General features: G+C 52.1%; 12 protein-coding genes and 1 tRNA gene. 2 read left to right on the top strand and 11 right to left on the bottom strand.

The window, feature by feature from the left end; genetic code table 11:
- Positions 1-98: 98 nt before the first annotated feature.
- The 11 genes from M2118_RS08785 to M2118_RS08735 form a co-directional block, all read right to left on the bottom strand.
- Positions 99-171, bottom strand: a tRNA-Ala gene (locus M2118_RS08785).
- 30 nt (positions 172-201) lie between these two features.
- Complete coding sequence (rsfS, locus tag M2118_RS08780; RefSeq protein WP_280795567.1) at positions 202-585, bottom strand: ribosome silencing factor; 384 nt, start codon at positions 583-585, stop codon at positions 202-204.
- Positions 586-2,037: a hypothetical protein gene (locus tag M2118_RS08775; protein WP_280795566.1), complete on the bottom strand. Its 1,452-nt coding sequence runs from the start codon at positions 2,035-2,037 to the stop codon at positions 586-588.
- Positions 2,034-2,633, bottom strand: a complete 600-nt coding sequence (gene nadD / locus M2118_RS08770) for a nicotinate-nucleotide adenylyltransferase (RefSeq protein WP_280795565.1) — start codon at positions 2,631-2,633, stop codon at positions 2,034-2,036. Before nadD ends, M2118_RS08775 begins: the two co-directional genes overlap by 4 nt.
- Positions 2,634-2,644: 11 nt before the next feature.
- Positions 2,645-2,836, bottom strand: a complete 192-nt coding sequence (locus tag M2118_RS08765; protein WP_280795564.1) for a hypothetical protein — start codon at positions 2,834-2,836, stop codon at positions 2,645-2,647.
- A gap of 36 nt (positions 2,837-2,872) precedes the next feature.
- Complete coding sequence (locus M2118_RS08760; RefSeq protein WP_280795563.1) at positions 2,873-4,138, bottom strand: glutamate-5-semialdehyde dehydrogenase; 1,266 nt, start codon at positions 4,136-4,138, stop codon at positions 2,873-2,875.
- 34 nt (positions 4,139-4,172) lie between these two features.
- Positions 4,173-4,958 (bottom strand): glutamate 5-kinase, encoded by a 786-nt coding sequence (gene proB / locus M2118_RS08755; RefSeq protein ID WP_280795562.1) that lies wholly within the window; start codon positions 4,956-4,958, stop codon positions 4,173-4,175.
- Positions 4,948-6,468, bottom strand: coding sequence for a GTPase ObgE (gene obgE / locus M2118_RS08750; RefSeq protein ID WP_280795561.1), 1,521 nt, complete (start codon positions 6,466-6,468; stop codon positions 4,948-4,950). Before obgE ends, proB begins: the two co-directional genes overlap by 11 nt.
- A gap of 104 nt (positions 6,469-6,572) precedes the next feature.
- Complete coding sequence (rpmA, locus tag M2118_RS08745; protein ID WP_096381303.1) at positions 6,573-6,824, bottom strand: 50S ribosomal protein L27; 252 nt, start codon at positions 6,822-6,824, stop codon at positions 6,573-6,575.
- Positions 6,825-6,842: 18 nt separating this feature from the next.
- Positions 6,843-7,151 carry a 50S ribosomal protein L21 gene (gene rplU, locus M2118_RS08740; RefSeq protein ID WP_110233480.1) on the bottom strand — a complete coding sequence of 103 codons (309 nt, stop codon included), beginning with the start codon at positions 7,149-7,151 and terminating at the stop codon, positions 6,843-6,845.
- A gap of 191 nt (positions 7,152-7,342) precedes the next feature.
- Positions 7,343-9,673, bottom strand: coding sequence for an Rne/Rng family ribonuclease (locus M2118_RS08735; RefSeq protein ID WP_280795560.1), 2,331 nt, complete (start codon positions 9,671-9,673; stop codon positions 7,343-7,345).
- Between the two features lie 304 nt (positions 9,674-9,977).
- Here M2118_RS08735 and M2118_RS08730 point away from each other — a divergent pair, with 304 nt between their 5' ends.
- The gene (locus M2118_RS08730) at positions 9,978-10,574 is read left to right on the top strand and encodes a vitamin K epoxide reductase family protein (RefSeq protein ID WP_280795559.1); all 597 of its coding nucleotides are present in this window, start codon (positions 9,978-9,980) and stop codon (positions 10,572-10,574) included.
- Positions 10,575-10,576: 2 nt separating this feature from the next.
- Complete coding sequence (locus M2118_RS08725; RefSeq protein ID WP_280795558.1) at positions 10,577-12,037, top strand: DHA2 family efflux MFS transporter permease subunit; 1,461 nt, start codon at positions 10,577-10,579, stop codon at positions 12,035-12,037.
- Positions 12,038-12,166: the final 129 nt, after the last annotated feature.

Here is a 12,166-nt window from a genome sequence, read left to right as displayed (position 1 = left end):
AGACCAACTAAAAAGTCCAGGCCGATGGCCTGGACTTTCATAATTTTGTCAACAAGGTCGGGACTCATTTGTCAACAAGGTCCCGACTCATCACATTGTGGATCTGAGGGGACTCGAACCCCTGACCCCCTGCATGCCATGCAGGTGCGCTACCAGCTGCGCCACAGACCCGTAACCTCGCATAACTGCGAGACAACTTGTTTAGATTACTACATCTGGAGTGTGCTGAACGAACTCGAGAGGGATTGCAGGGCAGTCCTTCCACAAACGTTCAAGGCCGTAATACATACGTTCTTCTTCATGGAAGACGTGCACGACAAGGTCACCAAAATCAAGCAGAATCCAGCGGCCTTCAGCGCGACCTTCACGACGAATGGTCTTCACACCCGCTTCAATCATCTTGTCTTCAATTTCATTAGAAATCGCGATGACGTTGCGCTCGTTACGACCTGTCACAAGCAGGAAGATATCGACCAAGGGAAGGGGCTCAGAGATATCCAGAGCAACTTGGTCAAAGCCACCCTTATCGTCTGCAGCTTGTGCTGCAATCTGGAGCAAACGGTGGGCGTTGTCAGTAGCAGCCAATTAGAACAGTCCTAAGAAATAACCGGCAACGAATAAAGCAACCACTCCGACAGCCAAACCGGCAGCTGTGATGGAGAGGATGAAAGGTAAGCGTTCGTTCATACCACGAGGAGTAGTGACGACACTATTGGAGATGTTGTAAGCGGAAACGGCGGTCGCAGCTGAAACAGGTGCCATGCCTTGGGTTGGCGCAACTTCTTCCTCATCCTTGATGACGTCAATGTCTGACGTGTCGAGGTTTTCGAGGTTGGCACCAACTTGAGAAACAGAAGAAGGAATCAGGATTGATCCCGTAATGACGATTTCACCTGTGGGGTTGATTGGCGCAATAGAACCAGTTGTCTCGGGTAATGAAGGCAGAATCAAAGCGTTACTGATGACAGAAATGGACCCCGTTGTAGCAGGAGCAGCATTTGCAAGGTTGCCATATTCGATGTTGACTTCGCCGGCCTCAACAACTGCTTCTGCGGCAGCAACAGCTTCAGCAATGGCAATCGCTGCAGTAGCCTCTGAAATCGTCTGAGGTTCTAGTTCTTCCTCGTCGTACTCATCGTCATCAATAGGGTCAAGATCACCGATGACGGTAGCTTCAAGAACCTGTTCGTCGATAACACCGGTGACAGCCTCTGCTTGTGCGTCTTCCTCGGCTTGTGCAGCTACACGTGCGGCAGCCTCACGTGCGGCCTCAGTAGCGGCCTTTTCTTCTTGAGCACGGGCAGAGGCAAGTTCTTGTTCACGAGCTTGTTGAGCTGACAGCTCTTCAGCTTGCTGGGCCGCAATCTGTGCATCTTCAACATCACGCTGTGCCTGCTCAGCTTTTAGGGCATTTTGTTCTTCAGCCAAAGCTGCCGCTGCGGCTTTGGATTCTGCAGCGAGAGCAGCTTTCTCTTCCTTGGCAGCCAGTGCTTGAGCTTTTTTCTCTTTACGAGCGAGACGACGGGCTTCACCCTTTGAGGGACCTGAGGCAATATCTGAAGTTTCAACTGAGACGAGCGAATCAAAACCAGAGGTAACAACTTCTCCGGTTTGATCAGAGACAGCTGCAAGAGTTTCTTCAACAGCGGAAAGAGATCCCGAATCCAGGGCGGGTGCAACAAGAAGAGGTTCGATGGGACCGGTTTCTGCAGCTGTAACAGGAACAGATACCGGAGGGACGACAGATTCTGCAGGTTTTGCTGTGATTACCTCAACAGCGAGTTCCTCCACAGGAGAGACAACATCCTCAACAGGGGAAAGTTCAGTTTCACGAGCTGCAGCTGCAGCTTCCGCCTGGGCTTCTGCCTTGGCAGCAGCAGCTACTTCTGGTGTGATGACCGGGATCTGACCGGTCGCTGCGATGTATTCGACAACAGCGGTATCAGGATCGATTCCTCGCGCTTCTAGTTCGCGACGAGCCTTGCGAGAGAGGTCACCGAATTCGTTCAACACGATTTCGGGAGTATCACCACTCACGCATTTCTCCGATACAACTGATGTTCTTCAACATATTTTGCGACAGTGCCTGGAACGAGACCGTCAAGTGACAACCCCGCCGCAATTCGTTCGCGGCAGAGCGTGGACGAAATAGGCAAAACCGATATTTCTAACAAGTTTACGCTGGGTGAAAGCTTTGCGGGAACTTCTGGCTGTGTGCCGTGGCGAGAAACAACCACAAATGTAGCCAAACCCACTAAATCTTCATAGCTTTTCCAGCTCTGAATGCCTTCAAAAGCTTCATCCCCGAGGATGAAGAAGAGCTCCGAGCCAGGGTATTGCGTGGCAAGCTCTCGCAGTGTGTCCACTGTGTACGTTGGCCCAGAGCGATCAATATCTACAGTGTTGAGAGAAAAATTATCGTACCCAGCTATAGCTAGTTTGACCATTTCTGCCCGCTGCACTGGACTTGCTTCTTCGCTTTTCTGCCAGGGATCTCCTGCCGGAACAAAGATGACCTGGTCAAGCTTCAGTCGATCAAAAACCGCCTGGGCAACAGAAATATGGCCGTTTTGTGGCGGATCAAATGTGCCGCCAAGGACACCTATACGTAAGCTGTGACCGTCAACGGTCATGAGTTGCTTTCTTAGTGGTGAGCTGCGTGGTCGCTAGCGTCAGACCACTTCTGACGGTGACGTGCAGCAACATCCTTGTAGCTGTAGGTAACCAAACCAAGGAAGGTGAAAAAACCGGCTGCAATGATGGCAAAAGCAATCGCAGGAATCACCAAAGGGTAGGTTACTTCAGCTTCAGAGGCCAGAATCAATGCGTCCATCATTACTCCACAAAGGTTGGGATTACTACTAACAAAAGTCTAGTGGCGAATTTGCCCTGAACCACGGACCAACCACTTAGTTGAGGTAAGTTCAGGCAGTCCCATGGGACCTCGAGCGTGTAGTTTTTGAGTGGAAATTCCTACCTCAGCACCGAAACCAAATTCGCCACCATCAGTAAAGCGAGTAGATGCATTAACCATCACGACAGCTGCATCTACTTCTGCAAGGAACTTGTCAGCGTGTGCAACATTATTCGTGAGGATAGATTCGGTGTGTTTCGTGGAGAAACGACGAATGTGTTCAATCGCTTCATCAAGATCGTCAACAACTTTGACGCTCATTTCAAGCGACATGTGTTCCGTTGCATAATCCTCATCTGTCACCACCCCTACTGAAGGGAATATCTCTCGCGTTCGCGCGTCTCCCTTGAGGGTTACTCCGGCATCAACCAATCTCGACAAGATGGGAGGAAGTGCAGATTCGGCAATACTCTCAAGAACAATAAGGGTCTCTAAGGAATTGCACACACTAGGTCTTTGCACCTTTGAGTTATGGGCAATGTCAACGGCTTGTGCGATATCCGCACTCTCATCAATAACAAGGTGCACAACTCCCGCACCAGTCTCGATGACGGGAACCTTGGACTCCAGCACCACGGCATTGATGAGGTTGGCTGAACCGCGTGGAATGAGCACGTCTACGTATCCGCGGGCAGCCATGAGCTGTGTAGCTCCTTCACGCCCTAGATCATCAATGCTTTGAATTGCCTGTGCAGGAAGACCTGCAGCCACAAGAGCATCTTGCATGAGAGAAACCGTGACTGTGTTGGTGTTCTCAGCTGCAGAACCACCTCGAAGCACTGATGCGTTGCCACTCTTGATGCAGAGTGCAGCAATATCAACAGTGACGTTCGGGCGTGCCTCGTATATAGCTCCAACTACGCCAAAAGGTACGCGTACTTGACTGAGGTGAATTCCGTTAGGCATGTCATTACCGCGAACCACGACGCCCACAGGATCTGGGAGGGAAATAACATCCCGAACTGCGTGAGCTAACGAGGTCAGACGTTCGGGAGTGAATCGGAGGCGGTCAAGTAATCCGTCAGCCATACCGGAAGCCACACCAGCTTCTATGTCACGAGCATTGGCATCCAGGATTGCGCGGTGATTGGCATCTATGGCGTCAGCGATAGCGGCTAAGGCCTTGTTCTTCTGAGCGGTGCTCAAAGTTGCGAGGGCACGAGAAGCTGTCTGTGCAGCCTCCAGTTTGGAGACCAGTTCAGCTGAAAGAGTTGAGGTTGCCATACCTCAATGCTACTGATTGGCTACAACGCCGGAATTACTCCGTGGCAGCGTCGAACCAGGTGCCCACGTTCTCGCCCCGAAGTGCCGAAGCCACAAGTGCGGCATTGGTGATCAAAACAGCAGTACCGGACTCCGCAGCGAACTGCGCGGCTGCAGCCTTGGTGCCCGCTCCCCCGCTGCCCACTCCTGCTGAACCGATGGAGCCAAACTCCACGTGATCCAGGAGATGGCCGAAAGGAACAAGTTCAATACGCTCAGCACCAGGCTCTCCCGGTGGTTTGGTGTAGATGCCGTCAACATCTGAGAGCAAGACAAGAACGTCAGCGTTGACCAGCTGTGCAACAAGAGCAGCCAGATGGTCGTTATCGCCAAAACGAATTTCTTGGGTTGCGACGGTGTCATTCTCATTGACGATAGGGAGAACTCTGAGTTCAAGAAGCTTCTCCATCGCTAATGCAGCATTAGAACGTGTGCTGTCATTCTCAAAGTCACCAGAAGTGAGAAGAACCTGACCCGCAACAATATTGGAGTGATCAAGAAGTTCTTGATAACGAACCATCAAGCGGCTTTGGCCAACGGCTGCGGCAGCCTGCAAAGTGGGCAGGTCAGTAGGACGTGAAGTCAGGTTGATGTATGGGAAACCTGTGGCCATTGCACCTGAGGAAACAAGAACTACCTCAGTGCCGCGACCATGAGCTTCAGCTAGCGCTTCCACCAGGGTTGTGATTTGGTGTGCGTTCTCTCCGCTGATGGAGGACGAGCCAACCTTGACCACAATCCTGCGGGCAGCAGGAATATCTTGACGACTACTAACTTTCATCAGCGATCTCGTCATCAACCTGCCAGAGGCCAGCATCTCGCTCACGCACAAGCTCTTCACGAGCTTCCTGCTTGGCATCCATGAGGTCGTAATACTCATCACGTCGTTCCTTGTTGGTTCGACGGTTGTTCTGGTTAAGACGGTCATCAGTTCCACGAGGACCAGTCATGAGTTCTGCCGCAGAAGTCATGGTTGGCTCCCAGTCGAAGACCAAACCATTACCTTCACCGATGATGACGGTTGATCCGGCAACAGCACCCTTCTTGAAGAGCATGTCTTCAACGCCAGCTTTAGCGAGACGGTCTGCAAGGTATCCAACAGCTTCTTCGTTATTGAAGTCGGTTTGTTCGACCCAACGCTCAGGCTTGGCACCAATCACGCGATAGATGTTTCCACCAGAGCCACCTTCAACACGGATGATGTATCCCTGATCGTCCACAGCACGTGGACGCAACATGATGACCGGAATTACTTCATTCGCAAGCGCATCCTTGCGGCCCTGCTCAACAAGCTCTGCGAGAGCGAAGGAAAGCTGGCGTAATCCTTCGTGGGAAACGGCAGAAATCTCGAAGACACGGTAGCCGCGTTCTTCAAGGTAAGGGCGAACCATATCTGCCAAGTCTTTGGCATCAGGAACATCTACCTTGTTCAACGCAATGAGCTGAGGACGATCAAGTAAGGGAACCTGATCTCCTGGGACGGGATATGCGGCTAGTTCGCCCAGAATCACGTCGAGGTCAGATAAAGGGTCGCGGCCTGGATCAAGGGTTGCACAGTCAATCACGTGCAGAAGTGCCGTACAGCGCTCTACGTGACGGAGGAACTCGAGACCTAAGCCCTTTCCCTCGGAAGCTCCCTCAATCAAACCTGGGACGTCTGCAATGGTGTAGCGAACCTCACCAGCTTGAACCACACCCAAATTGGGGTGCAAGGTTGTGAACGGGTAATCCGCAATCTTGGGACGTGCAGCTGAAAGTGCAGCAACCAAAGAGGACTTTCCAGCAGAGGGGTAGCCAACTAAAGCCACGTCAGCAAGCGTCTTGAGCTCGAGCATGACGTCACCCTCGAAGCCCTTTGTTCCCAGAAGCGCGAAACCAGGAGCTTTACGCTTCGTGGAAGACAAGGCTGAGTTTCCTAGGCCACCCTGACCAGCGGGCGCAACAACAACACGCATACCAGGAACGTTCATATCGGCAATCACAGTGCCGTCAGGGTCCTTAACCACGGTTCCGACTGGAACTGAAAGAACGAGTTCTTCACCCTTGAAACCTTGACGGTGATCGCCCATGCCAGGGCCACCGTGAGGAGAGTTGATGTGAGGGGCGCGGTGATAGCTCAACAACGTGGTGACTTGGGGATCTGAGAAGAGAACAATATCTCCGCCATCTCCGCCGTTGCCGCCATCAGGACCAGCCAAAGGCTTGAACTTCTCGCGCTTGACTGACACACAGCCATTTCCACCGTGACCGGCTTTGAGGTGCAGGGTGACGTTATCGACAAACGTTGCCATGTCTGCTCCTTTTCTGCCGATGCTCAGGCGATTGTGTTGCGGATGTAAATAGGAAAAGGCGAGCTAAAAAGCTCGCCCTTCCTCTAAAGCTGTTAGTGCTGGTGTTAGACAGTCACAATGTTGACGACCTTGCGGCCACCCTTGTTACCGAACTCAACAGCACCAGCTGCGAGGGCGAAGAGAGTGTCATCGCCACCACGACCGACGTTAACGCCGGGGTGGAAGTGAGTGCCACGCTGACGAACGATGATTTCGCCAGCAAGAACCTTCTGACCACCGAAGCGCTTTACGCCGAGGCGCTGTGCGTTGGAGTCACGACCGTTGCGAGTGGAGCTCGCACCCTTTTTATGTGCCATCTGAGTCTCTCCTAGGCCTTACTTGATGCCGGTGATCTGAACGCGTGTGAGCTCCTGACGGTGGCCCTGACGCTTCTTGTAACCGGTCTTGTTCTTGTACTTCTGGATGATGATCTTGGGGCCGCGAAGGTCGTTGAGAACCGTAGCGGTTACCTTGACCTTTGCCAGCGATGCCTGGTCAGCGGTGATCTTGTCGCCGTCAACGAGGAGAACTGCGGGAAGCTCGATGGAGCCAGACTTGTCAGCCTTGACACGGTCCATTGTGACAATGGTGCCGACCTCTACCTTTTCCTGGCGACCGCCGGAGCGCACTACTGCGTAAACCACTTTGCTACCTAATTTCTTAAAGCTAATGAATTGTTTCTGCGTTGATTTCCTGGGCTAACCGGACTATCCGCAGAAGATTGGGGCAATCACGCTCAGAATCGAACGAGCACCAAGGTTCAAGAATAGCCACTTCTCGCACTGTGGTCAAACCAACAAGACCGGCGTGTGAGCGGGATTATTCCCCTACTGCGTTATGAATCACTTTCTGGGCTTGCAGAGCCCTCACCAGTGGAGATATTTGCAGTAGAAACTCGACGTGAACGTCCACGACCCTGACCGGCAGCTTTAGGCTCTGGCAGAGCTTCGAGGACGTTTTCGAGAATAACTTCGGCCTTTTCAGCCGAAACACGGGGTTTACGCCCCTTGCCTGAAGAGACAACTGGGATATCTAGAATTTCAACGATTTCTTCAGAAGCTTCTGCGTCTACGTGATCTTCAGTGGAATGCCCCAGAGTGCTTGCCGCAATCTGAGCAAGTGCGTTCTTTGCGCCCTCAGGGATTGGGTGAGCCACAACTGCTGCAGCAGCTGGCTTATCTCCTCCGCGTCCCTTGGAACGACGACGAGGTTCTGCAGCATTAGATTCACCGTTATTACCCGCACGCGTCACTGGTTCGTGATGAACAATGACACCACGCCCAGCACACACCTGGCATGCCTCGGAGAAAGTCTCCAACAAGCCAAGACCTAGCTTCTTACGAGTCATCTGAACCAGGCCGAGAGAAGTTACCTCTGCAACTTGGTGCTTGGTACGGTCGCGAGACAAGCATTCGATCAGTCGACGGTGAACAAGATCACGGTTGGTTTCAAGAACCATATCGATGAAGTCGACAACGATGATGCCGCCAATGTCTCGAAGACGCAGTTGACGAACGATTTCTTCGGCCGCTTCCAAGTTGTTCTTGGTAACGGTCTCTTCAAGGTTTCCACCAGAACCGACGAACTTGCCGGTGTTGACGTCAACAACGGTCATTGCTTCGGTGCGGTCAATAACGAGTGAACCACCTGAAGGTAGCCAAACCTTACGGTCAAGTGCCTTCTCAATTTGCTCAGTGATGCGGTATTCATCAAAGGCGTCACGGTTTCCTTCGTATGCGGAAACGCGCTCGAGTAGTTCAGGAGCCACCTGGTTGAGGTAACTCTCAATAGTGCCCTTGGCAATATCTCCCTGAATGATCATGCGGTGGAAGTCTTCATTGAAAACATCACGAACAATCTTGATCAAGAGATCAGACTCACTGTGCAGGATGGCCGGAGCATTGTCGGTCTCAACCTTGCGAGAAATCTCTTCCCATTGCTGAGTAAGACGCTGTACATCAACGGTGAGCTGCTCTTCAGTTGCACCTTCTGCAGCGGTACGAACAATAACTCCCACATTCTCTGGAAGTACTTCCTTGAGAATGCGCTTGAGGCGAGTACGCTCGGTGTCTGGAAGCTTGCGGCTAATCCCGTTCATCGAGCCGTTAGGAACGTAAACCAAGTAGCGTCCAGGCAATGAAACCTGAGAGGTCAAGCGGGCACCCTTTTGACCAACGGGGTCCTTCGTGACCTGAACGAGAACCTTGTCTCCTGGCTTTAGTGCATTCTCAATTTTGCGAGGCTGGTTCCCGGTTTCTACGGAATCCCAATCAACTTCACCCGAATAAAGAACTGCGTTACGACCGCGACCAATATCCACGAAAGCCGCTTCCATCGAAGGTAGAACGTTCTGCACCTTACCGAGATAAACGTTGCCGATGAGGCTAGCTTCAGAAGCACGAGCAACATAGTGCTCGACGAGAACATTGTCCTCGAGAACACCAATCTGGACGCGATCTTCTTTTTCGCGAACAATCATGGCGCGATCGACAGCTTCACGACGAGCGAGGAACTCACTTTCCGTCACGACAGTTCGACGGCGACCAGCATCACGGCCATCACGACGGCGTTGCTTTTTTGCTTCAAGACGAGTTGAACCCTTGATGCGCTGAGGTTCCGTGATCAGTTCTGGTGCACGTGGAGTGCGGATTCGCACAACAGTGTTGGCTGAATCATCCTGAATTTCACGGTTTTCACCTTGGCGCTGACGAACTCGGCGACGAACCGTGCTGCCATCAGCAGTGTCGTCCTCAACCTGACCGAAAGCACCACGCTCTGGACGGTTATTTCGGGTCGGACGACGGTCTTCAAGTCGATCACGACCATCACGAGTGGGGATGCGGCCTTCAGAACCAGGAAGGTTTGGAGCAAAGAAGAATAAATCAGTTACCTCTTTGGCCTCAAAAGTGGGGTACTCCACTTTGGGCTCAGCAACTGCTTCTACGACTGCCTCTGCGATGATTTCAGCAACTACTTCGATAACCGCAGCTTCAGCTTCTGCTTCAGCCACGATTTCGGTCGCAACCTCTTCTGCTTCGGCAACAATAGCTTCAGCGACTACTACTGCTTCGGCCACGATGTCTTCAGCAACTTCAACGGCTTCAGAAACAACTTCTGTCACAAATTCTTCGACGTTGTTGTCTTCATTTTCGGTGTTATTCACCATCAGTGGTGTACTCCCCGTTACCCCCTGCGTCACCGCGTCACGGGGATGTAACTATTCTCGTTTGCAGAAATCCGAAGAATTCTGGCTATAAATCTTGTGTGTCTTCCCACTGATTCCGGCTTGTAGCTCTGGATCTGTGGCGGGCGATCGCGGTGATCTCCCGTGCGCATAACCGTTGTTATGCAAAGTCTTGTTTGTCACGTCGCACGAGGCCATTGCCTTCGCACTAATAACAGTATGTCAGGTTTCATCCAGCTGTGTGGTTCCTGAGTGAATTCTCGAAGTGTCCCGTCATAATGAAGATGTGAGCATCACTTCAACTGACACTAAGCGCCCTGTAGGTTTCTCCCTTTTCCTCATCCTCGCTGGACTGGTGGGTCTGACAGCTGCTTTTGCACTCACAGTTGAAAAAATTCACAAACTACTTTTCCCCGATGAGGCAGCTTCCTGCGATTACAGCGTGATTGTCCAATGCGGTAAAAACTTGGCATCGTGGCAGGGTTCACTTCTGGGATTCCCCAACCCCTTGATTGGCTTGATGGCATGGTCCGTTGTCATCACCGTCGGCGTGGGCATGCTCGCTGGGGCGCGTTATGCCAATTGGTTCTGGCAGGGCCTGAACATTGGTGCAGCTGGCGCTCTTGCATTCGTCATCTGGCTCTTCAGCCAATCAGTATTTGTTCTCGGCACTCTGTGCCCGTGGTGCATGGTTACTTGGGCCGCAACAATTCCCTTCTTCTGGGTTGTCACGTTCTGGAACATGAAGCACGGCATTTGGGGCTCACGTGCCCAGAAGCTGGGAAGCACTTTGCTGAGCTGGGTTGCCATCGTGATTTTGGTGAGCTTCTTAGTTGAAGCAATCATTGCGCAATTCATGCTCAACTGGGTCGCTACGCTGTAACAATGTCTACTTCGGAATCAACTACTGTTTCCGACAAGCTTGACCCCAGGCACAAGGTCATCCTTGGTGTCATTATGGTCTCGACCTTCGTCGTCTTTCTCAATGAGACGGCACTCGGTGTAGCTCTCCCCCAGATCATGGAGCAGCTGAACATTCAGCCCAGTACTGGTCAATGGCTCAACACTGCATACATGCTGACCATGGCAGTGATTATCCCTACGACAGGTTTCCTGCTTCAACGGTTCTCAACGAAACCGATGTACATCGCAGCAATGACGTTCTTCACCACAGGAACGCTCGTTGCGGCGTTGTCACAGGACTTCTTGGTTCTCCTTATTGGTCGCATCCTGCAGGCCAGCGGAACAGCAATCATGATGCCACTGTTGATGACAACAGTGATGGTGTTGGTCCCTGAACACCTCCGTGGACGAATCAACGGAAACATCTCCCTCGTCCTTTCCGCTGCACCTGCCCTAGGCCCTGCCTTCTCTGGATTAGTACTGAGTGTTTTGGACTGGCGTTGGCTGTTCTGGATCATGTTGCCTATCGGCATCGTGACATTAATCATCGGCACGATTCGTATCTCGAACAGCCAAGAACCCCGCAAGATTCCTATTGATGTCATCTCGGTTATTTTGAGCGCATTTGCCTTCTCAGGCCTGATCTACGGACTGAGCTCGTTTGCAGATGCAGCCCGAGGTGTTTCCGCAGTTTCTCCATGGATTCCTCTGGGAATTGGAATCGTATTCTTTGCTCTTTTCCTGCAGCGTCAGTCACGTCTACAAAAGACTGATTCTGCGCTGCTAGACCTTCGTACATTCCGCTCTCGCTCATTCACCGAGGCAATGGGCATCATGGGTATCGGCATGTTGATTCTGTTTGGTTCTGGAATTTTGATTCCCATCTACATGCAGAACGTGTTGGGCGTAGAGCCCCTCACGACGGGTCTCATGATGCTCCCCGGCGGACTCGCCATGGGTCTTCTCGGACCAACGGTTGGACGCATGTATGACAAGTTTGGGCCTCAACGTCTTCTCATTCCCGGTTCCATCGCAGTGAGCGTGGCGTTCTGGACGATGACAACCTTTGGCACGCAAACATCTATTTGGTTTGTTTTCGGAAGCTATTCTCTGTTGAGTATCGGCTTGGCATTCCTGTTCACTCCCCTCTTTGCACTCTCACTGAGCTCAGTACCCCCTCAGCTCTATAGCTACGCCAGCGCAACGATTGGCACACTGCAGCAACTAGCGGGTGCAGCAGGAACTGCTTTGTTCGTGACTGTGATGACGATCATCGCAGCGGGGCTGCGTGACGGCGGCGCAACAGATGTTGAGGCACTGGCCGGTGGAATGCGTTCCGCATTCTTGATTGGTGCAATTGCCTCACTGGGACTGATTGCCATTGCAGTTATTCTCAAGCGGCCAGCAAGTACTGAAGAAATGGCTCGGGAACTTCAGCACTAGATGCAAGACCACAACATAAAGAAAGCCCCTGCATTGAACTGAACCCCAAAAGTGGGACTCGTAATTAAGAGTCTCTACTTGAAGGGAAGAAAGTTTATGGATCTCAGGGTCAAACATTCACTCGAAACC

Origin of the sequence: Aurantimicrobium minutum (assembly GCF_029892845.1) — a bacterium.
GTDB classification, from domain to species: domain Bacteria; phylum Actinomycetota; class Actinomycetes; order Actinomycetales; family Microbacteriaceae; genus Aurantimicrobium; species Aurantimicrobium minutum_B.
Note: the sequence above shows the minus strand (reverse complement) of the source record. Positions and strands in the feature narration are given on the sequence as shown.